16 protein-coding genes are annotated in these 19428 nt (G+C 44.7%); 10 read left to right on the top strand and 6 right to left on the bottom strand.

The window, feature by feature from the left end:
* Window positions 1-19 precede the first annotated feature (19 nt).
* The 4 genes from ACJJID_RS07145 to ACJJID_RS07130 all read left to right on the top strand — a co-directional run bounded on the left by ACJJID_RS07145 (window position 20) and on the right by ACJJID_RS07130 (window position 2145).
* Window positions 20-715, top strand: a complete 696-nt coding sequence (locus ACJJID_RS07145) for a HupE/UreJ family protein (protein WP_444922096.1) — start codon at window positions 20-22, stop codon at window positions 713-715.
* A 64-nt stretch (window positions 716-779) separates the two neighbouring features.
* The gene (locus ACJJID_RS07140; RefSeq protein WP_444922095.1) at window positions 780-1328 is read left to right on the top strand and encodes a hypothetical protein; all 549 of its coding nucleotides are present in this window, start codon (window positions 780-782) and stop codon (window positions 1326-1328) included.
* 46 nt (window positions 1329-1374) lie between these two features.
* Window positions 1375-1710, top strand: a complete 336-nt coding sequence (locus ACJJID_RS07135; RefSeq protein ID WP_444922094.1) for a DUF6488 family protein — start codon at window positions 1375-1377, stop codon at window positions 1708-1710.
* A gap of 156 nt (window positions 1711-1866) precedes the next feature.
* The gene (locus ACJJID_RS07130) at window positions 1867-2145 is read left to right on the top strand and encodes a hypothetical protein (protein ID WP_444922093.1); all 279 of its coding nucleotides are present in this window, start codon (window positions 1867-1869) and stop codon (window positions 2143-2145) included.
* Between the two features lie 135 nt (window positions 2146-2280).
* Here ACJJID_RS07130 and ACJJID_RS07125 read toward each other — a convergent pair whose 3' ends face one another.
* The 4 genes from ACJJID_RS07125 to ACJJID_RS07110 form a co-directional block, all read right to left on the bottom strand.
* Window positions 2281-3192, bottom strand: a complete 912-nt coding sequence (locus ACJJID_RS07125; protein WP_444922092.1) for an SMP-30/gluconolactonase/LRE family protein — start codon at window positions 3190-3192, stop codon at window positions 2281-2283.
* Between the two features lie 33 nt (window positions 3193-3225).
* Window positions 3226-3954 carry a hypothetical protein gene (locus ACJJID_RS07120; RefSeq protein ID WP_444922091.1) on the bottom strand — a complete coding sequence of 243 codons (729 nt, stop codon included), beginning with the start codon at window positions 3952-3954 and terminating at the stop codon, window positions 3226-3228.
* A gap of 202 nt (window positions 3955-4156) precedes the next feature.
* Entirely contained in the window at window positions 4157-5935 is a 1779-nt protein-coding gene (locus ACJJID_RS07115) for a hypothetical protein (protein ID WP_444922090.1), read from the bottom strand.
* Between the two features lie 360 nt (window positions 5936-6295).
* Entirely contained in the window at window positions 6296-9331 is a 3036-nt protein-coding gene (locus ACJJID_RS07110; RefSeq protein WP_444922089.1) for a DEAD/DEAH box helicase, read from the bottom strand.
* A 469-nt stretch (window positions 9332-9800) separates the two neighbouring features.
* Between ACJJID_RS07110 and ACJJID_RS07105 the strand changes: the two genes are divergently transcribed.
* Both ACJJID_RS07105 and ACJJID_RS07100 read left to right on the top strand, forming a co-directional pair.
* Window positions 9801-11054, top strand: a complete 1254-nt coding sequence (locus tag ACJJID_RS07105; RefSeq protein ID WP_444922088.1) for a tyrosine-type recombinase/integrase — start codon at window positions 9801-9803, stop codon at window positions 11052-11054.
* Between the two features lie 103 nt (window positions 11055-11157).
* Entirely contained in the window at window positions 11158-12186 is a 1029-nt protein-coding gene (locus ACJJID_RS07100; RefSeq protein ID WP_444922087.1) for an alpha/beta hydrolase, read from the top strand.
* An 82-nt stretch (window positions 12187-12268) separates the two neighbouring features.
* On the opposite strand, the gene ACJJID_RS07095 is transcribed toward ACJJID_RS07100, so the two are convergent.
* Window positions 12269-13180, bottom strand: a complete 912-nt coding sequence (locus ACJJID_RS07095) for a LysR family transcriptional regulator (RefSeq protein WP_444922086.1) — start codon at window positions 13178-13180, stop codon at window positions 12269-12271.
* Between the two features lie 258 nt (window positions 13181-13438).
* On the opposite strand from ACJJID_RS07095, the gene ACJJID_RS07090 reads away from it, so the two are divergent.
* From ACJJID_RS07090 to ACJJID_RS07080, 3 genes are all read left to right on the top strand, one after another.
* Window positions 13439-14410 (top strand): LLM class oxidoreductase, encoded by a 972-nt coding sequence (locus ACJJID_RS07090; RefSeq protein ID WP_444922085.1) that lies wholly within the window; start codon window positions 13439-13441, stop codon window positions 14408-14410.
* Between the two features lie 8 nt (window positions 14411-14418).
* The gene (locus ACJJID_RS07085; protein WP_444922084.1) at window positions 14419-15237 is read left to right on the top strand and encodes an SDR family NAD(P)-dependent oxidoreductase; all 819 of its coding nucleotides are present in this window, start codon (window positions 14419-14421) and stop codon (window positions 15235-15237) included.
* Window positions 15238-15312: 75 nt separating this feature from the next.
* On the top strand, window positions 15313-16302 hold the full coding sequence (locus ACJJID_RS07080) for a zinc-dependent alcohol dehydrogenase family protein (protein ID WP_444922083.1): 990 nt from the start codon (window positions 15313-15315) through the stop codon (window positions 16300-16302).
* Window positions 16303-16349: 47 nt separating this feature from the next.
* On the opposite strand, the gene ACJJID_RS07075 is transcribed toward ACJJID_RS07080, so the two are convergent.
* On the bottom strand, window positions 16350-17594 hold the full coding sequence (locus tag ACJJID_RS07075) for a cytochrome-c peroxidase (RefSeq protein ID WP_444922082.1): 1245 nt from the start codon (window positions 17592-17594) through the stop codon (window positions 16350-16352).
* Between the two features lie 708 nt (window positions 17595-18302).
* Between ACJJID_RS07075 and ACJJID_RS07070 the strand changes: the two genes are divergently transcribed.
* Complete coding sequence (locus tag ACJJID_RS07070) at window positions 18303-18818, top strand: hypothetical protein (protein ID WP_444922081.1); 516 nt, start codon at window positions 18303-18305, stop codon at window positions 18816-18818.
* The last annotated feature ends 610 nt before the right edge of the window (window positions 18819-19428 follow it).

Below are 19428 nucleotides of genomic sequence, written 5' to 3'. Positions count from 1 at the left end.
ATAACGGGAGATAGTAACGTTGCACAATAGTTTAAAAACAGTTTTCGGCTTGATGGCGCTGATAGCAGGTATGGTGATATCCATACCGCTATTTGCCCATGGGGTAGACGATGCTACCAAGACTTTTCTTGCCGGCAATGAAGGGGTATCAATTATTCCCTTTCTATATATTGGCGCCAAGCATATGGTGACTGGCTATGACCACCTACTGTTCCTGGTGGGAGTCATTTTCTTTTTATATCGCTCTAAAGATGTTCTTATCTATGTGAGCTTCTTTACTCTCGGTCATAGCTTAACTTTGTTATTTGGAGTGCTTAACGACACCCATGTGAATGCCTATTTGATCGATGCCATTATTGGATTATCCATTGTCTATAAAGGCTTCGATAATCTCGGCGGCTTCAAACGGGTTTTTGGCTTCCAGCCTAATACCAAGGCTGCCGTACTGATTTTTGGACTCTTCCACGGTTTTGGTTTGGCAACCAAATTACAGGAATTCAAGCTGTCCAGCGATGGGTTGGTGGAAAATATTCTGGCCTTTAATGTCGGAGTAGAAATTGGCCAGTTTGTTGCGTTGCTGTTTATTCTCCTCGCCATCAATTATTGGCGTCGCTTTGACAGTTTCCTGCGTTTTTCCACCATGACGAATACCTTGCTAATGAGTGGTGGACTGATGTTGGTGGGTTTCCAAATGACAGGGTACTTCGTGAGTTAGATAGCCCGAAAATGGCTTTTACAAGTTAATTGAACAGAAAAAACACAGATTTAGAGCTTACAGAATGAATACAACTGAAATGCCAGTGCAGTCTGCACAAACGCTGATTAGATCAACACTTGCTGCTGGCGTACTTGCAGCCATTATGTTGACCACAGTAATCCTGCCAGCTGAATACAATATAGATCCTACTGGAATTGGCAGTGCACTGGGGCTGACTGAATTAAACAGTCAAGAACAGGAAATTGCGGTACCAGAAGTAGTGCAGCGTGGCGAGCAGTCCTTTGCTTATCGGACTGACACTACAACTATTGAAGTGCCCGCTGGCCGTGGAATTGAATACAAATTTCAATTGGATAAATACGGCCATCTGGAGTACGAGTGGGTAACGGAGAGTGGTGAACTTTACTTTGATTTTCACGGCGAACCCACAGACGATACTACCGGCTACTTTGAGAGCTTTGCTATTGCTACCGCAAATAAAATGAGTGGCTCTCTCACCACGCCTTTTGACGGTTCCCATGGCTGGTATTGGAAGAATAACGGTCAGGAATCTGTGAAGATCACTCTAAAAACAAAGGGGTTCTACGAGATTATTGGACTCAAACAGTAACGCTTTTTTATCAACATTCGCTAAAACCGAGAAGAAAGAGAGTATTATGAACAAACTTATTCGAGTCATCTGTGTATCAGTTACCTTAGGCTTCGCAAATCTTGCTTTCGCCCATGGTGACCATGAGAGAGACAATTTTGCCACTGTATCCATGGTAGAAGCCAAGGGTATCGCCAGCCAGGAAGTAGCTCGCCTAATCAAAGAGGGTAAGCTAAACAAATCCTGGGCTGACAAGCCGCTCAATGCCGCAATGCAGCGTGTTGACAACCAGCGACAATGGGTTGTTACTGCAAAGGAGCAGGGTGGTGTACTGAATCAGCAGCTGCAGGTTTTCTTAAGTATCGAAGGTTACTTTCTGTCTTTTAACGTGCAGAACCTCTAACTAATCAGATATTCACTGGCAGCGGTAAATTAGCTGCTGCCTTCAACTTGCAATAAGCTAGAACCGCAACAATCGATAATGAAGCATTGCAGGCAATGTGCAGGGATAGCCATCGATCGACAATGGAGAGTTTGCAGCCACTGCGCAGGAGCTGGTGTGTTAGTTGATAACCCAGCCATGTTTGATGTGCAGCTAACGATTTTTGCCAACGAGGTTAAGCCGCTTCGCGACTTCCTCGCCAGCATAAACACCGACCTGGTTAACCTAAAAACCAGGGACCTAAATCAGACGGAGAGTATTATGGGAGCACTTCAGGAAATAATCGGAGAGCTGGACTTGATACGAGTTCGGCCAGAACATCGCAATCAGGCGTTCCCACAAGAGGGACAGACATGGTTATCGGAAATAGCAGCCAATAAAAAACTTCAAACCTAGGCCCCGCAAGGGCTCCCTCTATTTCCGATATTTGTGAATATCGGAAATAGTGTATTTAGGCTACTTTGTGGAAATTTTTAAGATTCTGCCCATAAATCTAACTTCCTGCTCGATGATCCTAACTCCCTGAGCCGTTCAAGCTCCAAACTTTGGCTCCGGCAGCCCCTGAACACCAAGAGCATGAATAGCAAAAATACTACCTGGCTGCGGGTGGCGGGCCAACTCCTCAGGAGTTAAAAATGATTGCTGTGAAGTAAAGTAAAGAGTTTCATAATTTTCGCCGCCGAATGTGACGCAGGTGGGGCTTCGGATCGGTAGGTCAATCTCACGATCAAGGCGGCCCTTAGGATCAACCCTTAAAATCTTACCGCCAAGATTCAAAGCAAACCAGTAGTACCCTTCGGCATCAACTGTTGCGCCATCTACAATCGCGGGCTTGCGATCTTCAACTGAAAAGAACGGCCTACGGTTGCTGATATGGCCCTCTTCCATATCCATGTCAAATACATAGACCATGCCACCAATGGAATCGCCAAAGTACATACGAGTGTCCTCTGGATCAAAGGCAATCCCATTAGAACACACAAAGGAAAAGTCCTTAGCAACCTTGCGCAGGCTAAAATCAGGCTCAAGACAATATAAATGAGAGACTTTACCTTTCAATTGCGAATCCATACTACCACACCAAAAACGTCCCCTTCGGTCGATCTTTCCATCATTTAACCGGCTTTGGGGTAGATTCGGTTCTGGGTCAACAACTGTCTCAAACTCCTCTGTTTCAAGGTTGATAGTGCAAAATCCTGAGTTGGCAGCGCCAACCAACCCTCCCCCCTTACGAAAACCAAAGGACCCTACCTGCTCCGGCATTTTCCAGGTCTTTCTTTCACCAGTAGTGATGTTTAGCCGCCGAATCGATGGTCGCCGAGGCCCTGTCAAATCAACTGAAGGGCCGACGTGATCCGCCCAGTAGATAGAAGTGTCTTCTGCATGCCAGATGGGTGTTTCTCCCAATCCATCGTTACACTCCCAAAGGCATTCAATTTCCATTGTCAGAACCCTTATTAATAGTTTCAATAGGTCTTAGACTTGAAACTTAGACGAATTAGGATCATTGATATCCTCAGCGTATAGTAATGTGTCCTCAATTCTAGCTGGGCACCATAGGCTAGTCGTATTAAGTTTTGTGCCCAATAGCTCTTCGAGAGGCTTTTGCTGCTGTCTTTTTATTACGCCTTCTTCAGATATTGGTCCGTAATATATAATCCCTTTAATATCAGGGGAAACATGCAGTTCTAAAAGCTTTTCTAGCTTTAAGTAAACCGTTGCACTGTTGTAAAATATTTCTTCTTTAGCAGCTTCTTTCAACATCTTAGACTTTTCTAAATTTTCATTTACATTTGCACGATTTAACATGCCGCCAGCTGCCCCCCCTAAGAATGTCCTATGTTGATTTTCAGCAGAAGTTACTCTTTCATTGATGAGATGAGGCTCAGATGCCAGTGTATTCATCTCAACTAAAAATATCTGGTCACCTACTTGCAGATTTGTTTCCAAGCCGTCAATAATCGCCCCATTAGTAATTGACCATCTTACAATTTCATCTTTATTTATGGGTTTAACAAAAATGATTTTTGCCCTTCCATAGGAACTGTTGCTTTTTAACCTATCACTCTCAATTTTTTCAACCTGTGCTTCTACACTTCCTCCATAAGATAAAGAGTCCCAGGTTGGAACTCCCGCAAGGGAAGTTAAAGGTATACTTAGTAAAAATATAAATTTAAAACATACAACGAACACTATTTTACACAAAAGCTAAAGCCCTCCTCCCCTCTCTTTATCATGTTACACTTGGTTATCCGCCGCACTTAACGGTTCGACTCCTAGTATTTTCTCGTTTTTAAAAAAGAAAACTGGCTGAGCGTTCATCATCCAGCACAGCCATAACACAATCCAACTCCAAACCTTTAACACCTTGATGGGTTACTAATTGGGCTACGATGAAGACATTGAATTAATCAAGCCTCGCCCCATCCACCGACTTCTGCTGAACCGGTGCGGTCGGTGCATACCGATACAACTCCCAACCCCCTTCGGGATTTAGGTGGAAGGGGTTTACGGTACCCAGCCACATAAAAGTTGGGTGGTTGATCATCGTACGGAAACCGAAATTGCCCGAATTACCTACACCATTTATAGTGGCAGGGATTGCCTGTAGGTCTGGAGAGAAAAAACGATAGAGTTTTGCACCAGAGATTGTTGGGTTGGATAACGCATCCTCAAGGAGATTCAGAAATTCTGCAGGAAGCTCACCCGCAAGATCAATTACACTCGGTATAAGTGAGCTGACGTCCAATGTAGCCAGATACAGATTGTCTCCAGTCACTCCCAGGCGCCAAGTGTATACATTAAACAGCCAGCCCAATCCAGCTCCCCCTAGCTTTGGAGGCCCGGCCAAGGTTTGTGTTTCCACAAACTTGTTGAGATCCGGGTCCCAAGCCTGAACTGTTTCATACCCATAGAGAACTTCAATATTGGGCTGCCCTTCTCCTTCAAAATTGTCCCCGCGGAATACGGTTGTTGCTCTATGGGTTGCCATTATGGTGTTCAGCTCTCCAATAGGAGTACCCCACGTCTCACCATAGGCGAGAACATGGCTCCTGAATCCACTGAACGGAAAGTTGATCGTACCCCAGTAGAGATTCCCACGCCATGAAGTAATATCTCCACCGGCATAGGCCCGAGAACTGATAGGGTCTGGTTCGTACTCGCTAATATTCCAAACTTCCTCCCACTCTTCGGCATTATCGGGCATGAACCCACCTGAAGGTATTTGGGGACTCATCACTATCCCGGCGTAGGCTTGCACCTCTCCTGTTTCAATATCACCGTTCGGCCAGGTAGACGAAAATATACGCCCGTTGTGTATCGTCATGTCGGCCGGAGTACTTTCCATAGTGCCGATGACTTCAAAATTGAATGGATCATCGAGATCGCCCATCCAACGCAAAACCCGGCCCGATCCGCCAAGATCCTCTTGTAATCGCACACCGGTATATAAAACGCCCTCATGGTTAAGAAACTCACGGATATTAGAATATTCAGGAAATTTCTTTGAACCCAAATACCGCCCGGTACTTGCCTGCCAAGCCAACATGATAATGCTGCTACCGCTGCCCACGCCGGCAATTCCCTCCTGTATACCACCCGGCCCTGCAAGAATAATCACGTCATCCGCGTAGCCGCCCGAGCGTAATCCAAGGATGTCCTGTAGAAGCGGATCGTAAGTGGGAGTAACTTCTGTGACTTCAAGTGTGCAAGTATCTATGCGGTAGGCAGAGGGTGCCCGCCAGTCCCCAAGGTTTTTAAGGTTTGGGTTTTCCTGAGCGAGTATCCCATCGGCAAACTCGCACACCCAGCCCTGGGTTGGGGCTAATATCGGAGTCAATACTGCGGTTGGAGACGCTTGTGCAGTACAGAGAAAATTGCTGCCGGTTCCCCAGTATAAAAATTGGGGAGATTCAGCCATCCCCCAAATCCGTGTACCGTTGCGTTTAGGTTCTCCCGCCGAACAGACGCCGTCCACTAACTCTGGATAGGGTTGACCAACGCCGTTGAAGCATTCATCGACTGGCGCTTTAAAAAGCTTTTCAAAATGCGGCTTAACCCGTTTGCACATTTCATCTGGATAAGCCGAGGTCCCTACTTCTGGAATAGCCAATTGGGCTGTGGCGGAAATTGAAACTATGGAGGTTAAAAGTAACGAAAGTGCAATATATACTGTGGCTTTCATAAGCATCCCCTGCCCTACTCATGACCGCTACTGCGGAAGGTTCAACATTTTGGCTTTACTTATTGCTAGCTTGATACACTAACAAAATTCAAAACTAAGTAGAGAGTAGGATGCAGCTGGACAAAGGAAACGATTTTCACTAGGAATCACCCGCCAAATATTGTTTTATCACAACAGCCTGTTGATGTCTTACGAGTCCCTCCTGAATGGATACCGGTATAGAGCCCCCTAAGTCCGGCCACTTCAACCTGCAAGGCGGGCTTTCGGAACCGAAAACCGTCGAAGTCCCCAAAATTGAATTACAGTTCTGGCTCGCCCCCCAAAGGCATTCAGGCATGTTCGTGGCAGATGACGGATTATCTATGCAGGCAAAGTTGTATTAAGCGTTTTCAATTCACGTCTCAACATCCCTGAAGGTGATCCTTTTGCTCCCACACCAAAGACCTCAGGATGTCCGAAAACAATAAAAGAATCCTTAGCACGAGAAACTGCCACATTTAACATGTTGCTTCCTCGATCATAGAATTTTCTAGCTGCCTTATTGTTTTCGCCATAAACACTGGAAAACAACACTAGTAATCGCTCATCCCCCTGAAGCTTGTGAACTGTACCAACTGTAAGTCCATGAATACCGTACTGCTGAAGAAGCTTCACAATGATTTTTGCTTGTTTATTGAACGGCGTAATTATTCCCACAGACTTTTTCAATACTTCAGCATCGCTCAGTTGAATCATCTTTTTGTCTTGCCTTCTCGCGTAATCCAGAATAGTTTTTCGCTCATCGCATAACCAGCGTACAATGGCTGTTGCCTCTCCTAAGTTCGCTCGACTCCCACCTATAGATTGTGATGGAGAAAACACCTCATAAAAACTCATTGTGCCCCAGGGTACAACTAATTTTGGATTTCCTCTAAGCGCGTCAAGCTCCCCCTTGTAGACCAGCTTGTTACAATATTTGATTATGTCATCATAGCAACGACGATGCTCAGTAAGATATAAGCCTCGAGATAATTTCTCATACTGATGATATTTCGATTGACGCTGAGCAACTCTCATCACATTGCCACTGCTTGCAAGAAGACCGCTTTTCTTCCAAAACTCTTCATATTGCTCGATATCGTCAAGAAGACCAAACTGGATGATGTTCGCCAAATCAATTTTTTCAGGAACACTCCATACAGGCTCAATTTGATCTGTATCGCCGACAATTAGTGCTCTTCGCGATAACGAAAAACTGGCTGCAGATACTTCAGTCAACGCCTGACCAGCCTCATCGACGATCAATAAATCTATCTCTTCAAAAAGTGGCTTATCTTCTCCTCGATATGCCGTAAAAACAGCTGGCAACATATAGAACGTGGATACGAAACAGGGAGTTAGCTTTGCATGCCTACGATATCGCCTCGGCATCGTTGTGGGTGACCTTTCATACTCATCGGGTTCCAGCAGAAAGCTTTCAGTTTCTTCAATCCACCTAGCTTCCCAGTAGTGAGATGCAATTTTAAAACTTGTAAACCGCAATGTACGATCAACAATCTCCGTACATTGATCCGCAAGCCCTGTTGTAAACAGCTCTTTTGGTCGATATCGTGCAATCAGATTTTCAATATCTTCTTTGGCTGAAAGATAGCTTGTCAGTACTTTCTCGCACTGCTTTACGTGACTTTCAAGCATTACTAACTCATCTTTAAAATCACTAAATTTCCTTCTAAACCAATCATCCACCTCGTCATCAGAGAAGCCTTTCAATTGAATGCTATCAAACCACCTGCTAAGCAATCTCTTAGTTTTACGATATTCGATTTTGCGAATTGTGGGAATCAAAAATAACAGATGCATCCAAATGGATCGTCTTTCCCATAGCTCACAAACCATATCGTATTGCTCATTCGTTTCACGCAATTTTCTATTAACATTCTCAATCATCGCCCGATGGTCATTGATTACTAATTTCATATCCTCAGACGATTTTGCGATAGAGAGCAAACTTAGCTCTGCCTTGATAAATCTTTTCTTAATGCTTACTGCATTAGAGATTTTTCTAACAAGATCCTTTAGATTATGATGGAGGATTGATCTTGCATCTCCTACTTTTTCTATAGCGCTTCCATGCCAAGTAGAGGCTCGCTGGAGATACATCTCTTTAGCTACATCAATATATTCTTGATTTTGGTACTTCTTGATAGTGCCATCACCATTAGAGTCCATATGCAAGTAAGGAGTATCTTTCTTCTTATTCGCCGCACAACAGTAAAGGCCGTAGCTATCCAAGCCAGGTAGCCACCGTCCCTTAAGTGACTCATTAAGTCCATCTTCGTCCACCCTTGCGAAGCTTTCCAAGATATTCGTTACAGCTTGATTATTATTCGAAGCTGCAACAATCAAAGGCGGTTCAGCTTCATCCAACGCAGCGGTGGTCCAAAGGTTAGCAACAATACTACGAAGCAGAGTTGTTTTTCCCGTACCGGGAGGACCATTAACAGCGAGAATTTCTCCATTCATCTGCTTAGAAAAGTAATGCAGTCCATTCCGCTGGTGGTTAGATAGTGCAAACTCGCCCGTCATTTGAGCTATATGAGACTTTTCTCCGGCTTCTTCATGAACAAGCATTTCATGGGGAGCTAGCGTCAGATCATTTACACTGCAAAAGCGGTGATACAACGGTGGATAATTTCCTGTCTCTAACAACTTTTCGAGCACACCGATAATTTTGGCCTTAACTCCTACGACTGGAGGTTCCACTTGGAAAAGACATTGATCCGAAACCGTGTATTCAGAATGTAAAGGAACTTCAAATAGAAGAGCGTTTGATGAAATATTTTCGGTTTCCGTGTAATCAACCGCGGTAGCCAACATGGCTTCACAGTAAGACATTAAATCTGCCCAAGACTCAATTCCTTCATACGGATTCAAAGTCAAAAACTCATCTACATTTGAGAATTCCGCAAAAGGTTGGGTCGCACTGGTATTTGGCGACAGCCACTCCCTGGGTATCCAGGGTGCATTACGGCCAGGCAGTAAAGTTCCATCTCGTTGCAGCCGTACAAACACGCACAAGGGTGTAAGGACCTTACGTTTTAATGCGGTGTTCCAGCCTCCCCGATAATCGTAAATATCAATTCTGGGCAGAAGGACGAGTTCTAGTTCAGTTAGTGGTGGGGATTTAGGGGTTTGCTGTCCATTGATAATTTTTTCGGCCAGGTCCGATGGAACGCACCCTTGACTCCAGATACTCGCTGGTTGAGCTATATATGCGTTTGACGCCTTTGTGGACTTACCACGTCCGAGGGCAGGAAGTAGATCTCTATCCGGTGGACAAAGTCGCTCGCCGTCAATGAGAGATTGCTTAAAATATGAGGTTAAATTTTGCGTGAATTCCATATCAAAGTGACTCAACAATCCTAATTTTGGATTAATACCTTATCAGATGTCATTAATCATTTATTTGTTAATAATTCTCGAAGGTTAGTTCGAGCAATCGAAGACATTTCAGTCGATTGCTTGTGAGGGTCTCAAGTCCTTAACACCGGCAGGTGCCTAGTATGGCAGCGGTTAAATCGATGTCCAAGCCGAGCTCTTCATGAGATCGGATTGATTTTAGAGGTTATCGCACACTCTGGGGACTACCAACATTTGAAGGCACAACGCCACCTGGATCCCCCCTAAAATTGATATTAACTATTTGATTAATTTCTGGTTGTTTAATTAAGCAATTTATTTGGGGGAGTATGTACAGGCTCAAAAAAAGTGGACGATCAGTCAGCTATTAATTTTAGTTGGTAATAAACGCACTAACCCGTTGAAATTTAGGATAAAATCAGAAGACTAGTTAAGTTCTTTACTCCAACAACAACTTCATATTTCTATGTCTGCCTCCAACCAACCACCAGCACCAATCATCGATAATCTAAGCAATCTTGAGAATCCGTTCCGCTGCAGTTGCTTTTCTGCCAGCCGTTATCTCAACAAGCAGATTCCAGATGCTGATACCGATCTGGAGTTCACGCTTAAGTTTCTTTACAGCTACAACGGTAGCCAGGCAACCTTTAATAGTTATCGGCGAGAACTTGAGCGACTGCTGCAATGGGCTTGGCGTGTTGAGGAGGTCTCTATCTTGTCGCTCAAGCGTGAGCATATTGAAGATTTCGTTCAGTTTTGTATTGAACCGCCTATTGCCTGGATTGGCACCAAAAATGTAGCTCGTTTTAAAACTATAAATGGTGAGCGTGTTGTTAACGCTGACTGGCGGCCATTCGTCGTCAGCGTGTCTAAAGTTGAGTTTCGTTCTGGTAAGACACCATCGCCCAAGGATTTCCGGCCATCCCAAGCTGCCATCAAGTGTATCTTTACAGCCTTGTCTTCTTTCTTCGATTTTCTCTTTCAAGAAGGCTTGGTTCCAGCTAACCCTGTGGCATTGATCCGGCAAAAAAGTAAGTTCGTGCGGCGTGAGCAACAAAGCCAGGTGGTTCGACGCATCAGTAACCTACAGTGGGACTATGTGCTGGAAACTGCCGAGATTATGGCTGAAATGTCTCCACATGAGCACGAGCGTACACTATTCATTATGAACGCCCTATATGCCATGTACCTGCGCATCTCTGAGCTGGTTGCGGATGAACGATCTGCGCCTGTAATGGGGGACTTCAAGAAGGATCGCGACGGGAACTGGTGGTTTCACGTCACTGGTAAAGGTAACAAAGGCCGTGCCATTACTGTTTGTGATCAGATGTTGAGCGCTCTGAAGCGCTACAGAAGTCATTTGCAGCTCCCTGCCCGACCCAGTATTAATGAGCAGACACCGCTGGTGCAGAAATCTCGCGGTAAGGGACCTGTTACCAGTACACGCCAAGTACGGCTAATCGTACAGAACTGTTTCGATGCCGCTTACCAGCGTATGGTTGAGGAAGGTCTAGGTGAAGATGCAGAAGACCTGAAGGCAGCAACGGTGCATTGGCTGCGGCATACTGGTATCTCCGAAGATGTGAAATACCGCCCGCGAGAACACGTCCGTGATGATGCAGGTCACGCAAGTATGGCTACTACTGATCGGTATATCGATTCTGATATGCGTGAACGTCATGAGAGTGGACGCAGTAAGCGGGTTAAGGAGGAGCAGTAAACACTACTGCCCTACACTTCTAGCAAGCATGTACTATCCCAAAATAAATCAATATACGCGGGATACCTCTAAGTGAGCAATTCATGCAGCAGCAAATTTACCTATGCGCCATATGAATAAACTACAGTTACTTAATGAACTCAAGCAATATAAAGCCAACTCAATTTTAATCAGAGTGCTAACTGTTATCTCAATATGTATAGTTACCTCTGCCTGCTCTCAAAGAATAGCTAGCTCAATAGAAAAAGCTGAAAATTTTTCTTTTGTTGACAGAATAACTACCGAGCGTATTGAAGAGCTTGGCTTCAAGAAAACCGAATATTGCTTACCTGATAATAAGAAATGTATTAGCTATTATTACGGCTCACCTTTAGTCGACAACAACCTTAACTACTCTGCAACATTAGGTCGGGGTGACAGAGAGAATATTGTTAAAATTAACTTAAATAGAGACTCCCTAGATCGAAGATACCATGGCACAGTAGTCTTACTGCATGGATTTCGTACTTCTAAAGAATTCATGCTGAATTCTGCTCTTTATTTCCGCTTTCTAGGATTTCAGGTTATTGTTCCAGACCTTCTCGGTCATGGTGATACTGGTGGTAAGAAGAAATATGGGGTAGATGATAGCAAATATATCAACTCCCTTATTGACAACCTAGTTGAGGAGGGAGTCATCAAAGATGAAAACATATATATTGTAGGAAGCTCTTTGGGCGCCTTAACGGCCACACATATTTCTTCTTTAAGATCAGACATTAACGGAATCATTCTTTTAGCTCCGATGCCGCAATTTGATGAGGCCGTATACAATTATATGAAGATCGACTATCCCATGCTTAGCAGGATCATCCCTGAGAGAGACATTCGTAAGGGAGCGGTTATAGCTCTAAAAAGAGCTAATATTGATTTGAAAGATACCAACATACAATCCTTCTTAAAAACCTCCCAGACCCCAACACTACTAATACTCTCAGATTCAGACCAAGTCTCACCATATGCAAATTACCAACAATTGAAGAAAGACAACATCAAAATATTCAAAGTTAATGGCAGATATCACCCAAGTATGAACACAATAGGAGATGTCGAGCATGAAGCGGTTATTAAATGGCTCAATACTACTCAATAGCAGCGCCTATAAAATTTCGGATAAATCAAAAATTTAGTTGTGCAAGTGGAGGTTTCTGTTGAGCAAAAAGCATTGAAGAAACTCACAGAGCTTCTGAGAAAACACCCTCTTCAATTTCTTCAACCAGGAAATCAATAAACACTCTAACTTTTGACGTCAGTACATTAGATTTAGGGTAAACAAGCCAAATAGCTGCCTGGTCATCAATTCTGTAATCCGGTAACACACGAATCAATGTGCCCTCTTCTATCTCTGAGTGAATATTCCACAGAGAACTCATACAAATACCAACACCAGCCTTAGCCGCTATGCGCATGCTGGCACCGTCATCGCAAATAACCCGAGATTTACCATTCGGTGGTGGAAAGGAGCCGGCTTGCTTATCGGTTTCAGAGATCAGCCTTCTGGGTTTTGAATTCATAAAGACTAGAAGCTGATGCCTAACGAGATCTTCAGGAGTTTTTGGAACACCATATTTCTTTAGGTAGTTAGGAGAAGCACATAAAATTCTTTTATCATCCGCAAGCTTTCGGCCAATTAAACTACTATCTTCAACCGCATAATTGCGCAGGGCTAAGTCAAAGCCACCCTCGATTAGATTAACTTGCGTATCTGATAATTTAAGCTCCACATTCACATCAGGATAGCGCTCAAGAAATTTAGGGAGGATTGGTGCTACAAAGCGCTGCACAAAGGTGCTAGAAGCGGCGAATCTCAATGTTCCACTTACATTTGAACTGCCTTTACCAAGCGCTGCCAGAGCTGCGTCCTCTTGCGCAAGAATCTCCCTGGCGAAGGGAAGGAATTCCTCACCCTCAATCGATAAAGCGACCCTCCGAGTAGATCTATGAAATAGATCCGCCCCTAATTGGTGCTCAAGCTTTGACAGACGTGCACTGGCTACAGAGGGGGCTAGCCCGAGTTTACGCCCAGCAGAACTTATATTGAGCATGTCTGCTGCCAGTACAAAAAGCCTGATACCTTTCGTATCCATCTATTATATCCAAAACCAGAATTCTGAATACTTGTATACACCATTTATACAGAATTTCCAATGCATTAGGCTGTGTCCCGTCGATGAGATTTTGTCATCAAGAGCCTAATGGTTAGGAAGGGGTTAGCGAATATCAGTGAGCCAATTGCCCATTTCCATCGAGGTTGTGAGGAAACCTGACCTCAAAAACCTCAGTCATGGGATGGTTGATGGCAATGGCCAAATCCGTAGTGTCAACTTTGATGAAGGGGATGTTTAGTGACTACAAGCCATAAAGACAAAGTTGAGTGTTTTCCTAGCATAAATATTGGCTTCGATAGCGTATTTAAGCCCGGAAAACTATCTATTGGCTTAGTCGTACCTATTGAAAGCTACTCGACAAACTCGATGCCAACTATGGAAGCACATATTGAGAGAGTACGACTCGCTGAGGCCCTGGGATTTAGCGCCGTTTGGCTCAGAGATGTGCCATTCAACGTGCCTTCATTTGGTGATGCTGGTCAAGTTTTTGATCCTTTCGTCTATCTTGGATTACTTGCAGGGTCTACTTCAAAGATTGCCCTAGGAGTGGCAAGCCTTATTCTGCCACTGCGTCACCCCGCACATGTTGCAAAAGCTGCCGCATCGGTTGACCAGATTTCTGGAGGGCGCCTTATTCTGGGTGTTGCCAGTGGTGATCGCCCTGAGGAATATCCAGCGATGAATGTTTCATATTCAGACAGAGGAGAGTCATTCCGGAATAGTTATGAATACATTCGCAAAGTTACTATGCCCTATCCTAAGTTTGAGAATGCCTTTGGAACAGTATCTGGTGAAATGGACCTACTGCCAAAGCCTCAAGGCAACCAGTTACCACTACTAATAACCGGATCTTCCCAGCAATCTCCTGATTGGTTGGCAAACAACGGCGACGGGTGGATTACATACCCGCGACCACTTACGCAACAAAAGGGCTTTATCGAGCAGCTAAGAGAAAACAGAGAAGAATATGTATCGAGTAAACCAATCATGGAACCTCTTTATATAGACATTATGGACGACCCCAATTACCCGCCACAACCATTACACTTGGGGTATCGACTCGGCATTAACCAGTTAGGTAGGTATTTGAGATCAAGAGAGACTATTGGCATCAACCACATTGCCCTTAATCTCCGCTTCAACAGTCGAAATGTGGAAGAAACGCTAAAAAAAATAGCAACTATGATTCTTCCAGAATTCAAAGGGTAGGACTTAAAATGGCAAAGACAATTCTGCTAACAGGTGCAACGGACGGCATCGGTTTAGAAACAGCAAAGCTATTAGCATCAAAAGGGCACACTTTACTGCTGCATGGAAGAAGTAAATCGAAACTAAAGAACATCCAGGAGAGTATTTCCCAAGACTATCCAGATACCCATTTAGAGATATTTCTTGCAGATCTTTCTGACCTGTCAGACGTTGAAGCGCTGGCGTCGCAAGTTAAAAGCCGCTATTCGAGTATTGACGTACTTATTAATAATGCGGGCGTATTCAAAACGGATAACCCAACAACTGATGCGGGTTACGATATTCGCTTTATAGTTAATGTCATCGCTCCTTACCTGCTAACGAAGCGTCTTTTACCTTTGTTCAATACTGAAGGCCGTATTATCAATTTGTCTTCTGCTGCACAAGCGCCTGTGAGCCTGCAAGCACTCAAAGGAGAACAGATTCTATCTGATAGCGATGCTTATGCCCAAAGTAAGCTGGCTCTCACCATGTGGACATTTCAACTGGCCAAATTGCTTGATGATAGTGCACCAGACCTCATCGCAATCAATCCCGCATCATTTCTAGGGAGTAAAATGGTAAAAGAGGCCTATGGATCATTAGGGAGAGATTTAAGTATTGGTGCGAATATATTGGTACGAGCCGCATTAAGCGATGAATTCTCAGGAAATTCTGGTCAATACTTTGACAATGACCTGGGTAATTGGTCTCCGCCACACCCCGATGCCCTGGATGAAAGTCTGAATATAGCACTCATCGAAGAAATTATAGATATTGCAGATAAACTGGGAATAAAAAACGCCTAGTTACGAGATAGGACTAGCTCATCATACTAACCAAACTCATATCATTCACCCCAAGTATTTTTGTGAGAACTTTACATGAAAGCAATGATCGTAAACACCTTTGGTGGCCCAGAGGTATTTGAAAAGGCAGAAGTCACTAAGCCAACCATTAAGGCTGGGCATGTACTCGTTAAAATGGCAGCGACCAGTGTCAATACAGTGGATACGATGATTCGCCAAATGGGCAAAGAGCTACCAATCTCCCCACCTGCCCCCGCAATACTCGGTATGGACTTCGCCGGTACTATCGAAGAAGTTGGTGAAGGTGTGAGCGAATATAGAGTTGGCGATGAAGTCTATGGCTGTGCAGGTGGTCTGGCAGACCTACCGGGAACACTGGCTGAATACATGGTTGCAGATGCCAACTTAATTGCATTGAAACCAACCAATTTAACGATGCGTGAGGCTGCGGCTTTGCCATTAGTTGGCATCACTGCCTACGAGGGCCTGCTAAGGGCCGGCATTAAAACGGGCCAAAAGGTGCTTGTCCATGGCGGCTCAGGTGGAGTTGGTCATGTAGCTCTGCAATTGGCTAGGCACTTCGGCGCTAATGTATTTTCTACTGGCGGTGGTGAGGCACAATTGAACCTGATTGAAAAACTGGGTGGAATACCTATTAATTATAAAAATGAGTCGGTTGAAGAGTATGTGCAGAAACATACCAGTGGTGATGGATTCGATATAGTGTTCGACTCTGTTGGCAGTACAAACATGTCAAAATCATTTGAAGCATCTGCACTCAATGGTCAAGTTGTGTCAACAGTTGCCATGGTTGAACTTGACTTAACAACGGCACATTTCAAGGGGTTATCTCTACATGTTGTATTTATGCTGATTCCGATGCTGCATAACTTTCACCGCGAGAAACATGGACTCATCTTAAAGGCCTTGAAATCTATTGTTGAAGAGGGTGACCTGAAGCCAGTGCTTGACGATACATCCTATAAACTAGAAGAGATTGGCAAAGCTCATGAGCGCCTGGAAAGCGGTAAAGCAATGGGCAAAGTCGTAGTCACTATTGACTAGTAAAGTGGATTAGTTAAGACCAAATCTGCTCGACAATTTGTTTATCGTCAGCGGCGCAGCGGCGCCTCGCCTTCGGGGTGTTCGAGGTCCTTTTCGTCGAATGCGTCGTCGGTCAATGTCTTCAGGAACGCCACGATCGCGGCTTCTTCCTCGTCAGTCAGCCCGAGGTTGCCCAGCTCGGCCCGGTTGACGTTCTTAGGGACTTCGGGTTTAGGCCAGCCGGTGATTCCGAAGTTCGGGTCGGTTGCGTCAGGCACTTCACCGAGCGTATCACGGGTGTTATAGAAGTGGACGATTTGCTCGAGCGTGGCAAAGACGCCGTTGTGCCCGTAGGGTGGGGTGATCTCAATGTTACGGAGAGTGGGAACCTTGAATTTACCATCCTGCGATCCGTCGGGGTGCTTGGCGGCGATCTCTTGCCGACCGCCCAGGCCCAGGTCGAGTGGCAGGCTGTCGACGCCGTGCAGGCCAGCGATTCGCGGGTTCACAGGAAGCCCCAGGTTGTCGTAGGTGAAGTCGGTGAACAGGGCGTGCGGGTAGTTCGCCGGCGGCTTGCTGCTATGACAGTTGCTGCATTTGGCTTTGCCATTAAACAGTTGGAGTCCCAACTGTTCCTGCGGGGTCAGCTCAATCTTGCCAGCGACGTAGTAGTCGTATTTGGAATTAAACTCGGCGAACTCGTCAGTGGGCTCGAAGGACCCGATTGCGGCGCCGAACTTGGGGTAGACCATATCGACCTGTGGCCACTTGAGGTCTACGCCGTAGAGCCGCCGGAAAGCCTCGAGATAGACCGGATTCTCCGCGAGACGCGCGAGCACCGCCTCTTTGTTCGGCATGGCCATCTCCAGCGGATTGAGAGGCGGTCCGATTGCCTGGTCTCTCAGCGAGTTGGCCCGGCCATCCCAGAACTGCCCGCCGACATAGGTCTGCTTCTGCTCATCCCAGTGGAACGGGGGGCTGAACGTCGCGTAGGCGGCGGTCTGGGCGTTGCGTGTGCCAAATTTCCCGGGCTCGGACCCGGGGGAAACCGGCATGCTTACCGGATCGGCGACACTGCGTGGATCGGCGAAACCGGCCGAGTGCGCGTGACAGGTGACGCAGCCGGTGTTACGCCTAGCCGAGATGTTCAGGTCGTTGTAAAGAAGGAATCCCAGCTCAACCCGATCGGGGAGCGTGGTATTCTGCAGCGGCGGAAGCGCCGCTGGTTTCTTGTCTAGCGTGGTGGCCGTTTCCCCCGTCAAAGGGAGGACAAAGATCGAGAAGGCGATCATGGCGCCGGCCACGATCAACATACCCAGCCCCCGCGCCTATTAGCTTTAATTCTCATGCCGTAATCCTCATACTCTGTATGCTGCTTTACAGCAGATTCTCTCACTGAAGCTACAATTTCGCTTCTTCCCTTCTTTTCAGAGATACGGAACATCTTAATCTTATCCGCTGTATACATTGTCGTTACATTACATAGCACCAGCTTCAACTGCTCCTTGGAAAGATCAGCGTATTTTGAAAAAAACTATGAAAAAATCTTTCCCCTTTACTCATGAGTTAAGAGTCAAGATTCCATGTAATAGTTTACCAGGGAGCCAGTGGTTCACTATCTATCTGTCTATTACTTCTATTGAAGACCCTGCAAGTCCCACAACGAGTCTATTAGCTACTTTAGATTATAGATTTCCTATAAAGTGGCAATCAGACATATTTATTTGAAATTCAATAATCTAAGGAATCTTCTGAAAACACTAACCACAATTCCCCACAACCTCAGGGACTCACCTTAAAATCAATGAAAGTGAGCTGAACGCCAAAACAATGAATTAAAAATGAGAAATTCTTCTTAAGAAATAGTAATTTTATCCCTTTTTAAGATAGATGGCCGCCTTATAAATTTGGATAGAAAAGCTGCTGCTAACATTTCTGTGCACAGCCTAACCGCACCCATGTCGCTATGATGTTATTTCATTCACAGGCATTGTGAAATCCAATGATAAAGGGAGTTACTGATGAAAGTTGTTACAAATAGATTTATGGCTTCAATATTGGCCACAGGGATAACACTTGGCTATACCACATCCGCACTTTCCCAAACTACAGATAGTGCAACCAGTTTGGTAACCCTCCAATTTGATACGATCATCACAATAGACAATGTTGACCCAATCACCATTTCAAATCCCATGCCGGGAAATAGTGCAACAGGCGATGACAGGTTTTGTGTTGCGGGAAATGGGTTTTCAACTTACGGCATAACCTTTCAGAATGATGGAACTGACCCTACATATAGATTGATAGGAACTGACGGAACTTCAATTAGTTATAGTGTTGTATACCAGAATGATGGTGGATTTCCTCAACAAGCTAATGCCGGAATAACTATCGCCAACAATGTTCTTCAAGCATCTAGCTGTCCAAATGATAACGCGACTTTTTTTATTAGTATTCCGGCAAATGAATGGGAGCCCAATCAGGCATCAGCTCCCTTCTCTGGGACACTGCTAATTACTGTTGAATCCGAATAAATCAAGAATAACAAGTTTCATAAAAATTATTGAGGACATTAGCAATCACTATTGACCAGTATATAAATTAAAGACCTTCTACGCCTCAGATGGCGGACTCTAAGGAATTGTTATTTCCTCAATATTTCTAAGGTCCGCTTTAATATCACTTATAGAAAGGGTCTGTAACTGGACATATTTTTGGTATTTACACCTTCATTATGACATTGGAGGACCGGCGAAACTTGTGCCAATTGTGAATTATATATACCCACCATACATATCAAATAACTAACATTCATTTACACAAAACCAAGCATGAAAAGACGAGTTAAGTGTTTATAGTAGGGCTGTAGATCCTATATAACTACCGGTGGCAAACGAATACTTGCCCTCGTTATTCCCGCATGAGCATTGATAGTTATTAAGCCAATGACCAATCCAAAGCCAATCTGAATAATTACAAAAGTTGATAAGAGTTAATTTCTAAAAATTTTTTAACACCTCCCTGTCGCCAAACGATAAATTAATTTTTGCCACACAGAACAAAAACAAAATAAGTCGCCGATTCCACTAGGGCTGAATGTTGCCCCTCAAAACGATCGACTAACATCCAGTTCTGATCTTTTTA

It is taken from the genome of Microbulbifer sp. CnH-101-G (genome assembly GCF_052466775.1).
Note: the sequence above shows the minus strand (reverse complement) of the source record. Positions and strands in the feature narration are given on the sequence as shown.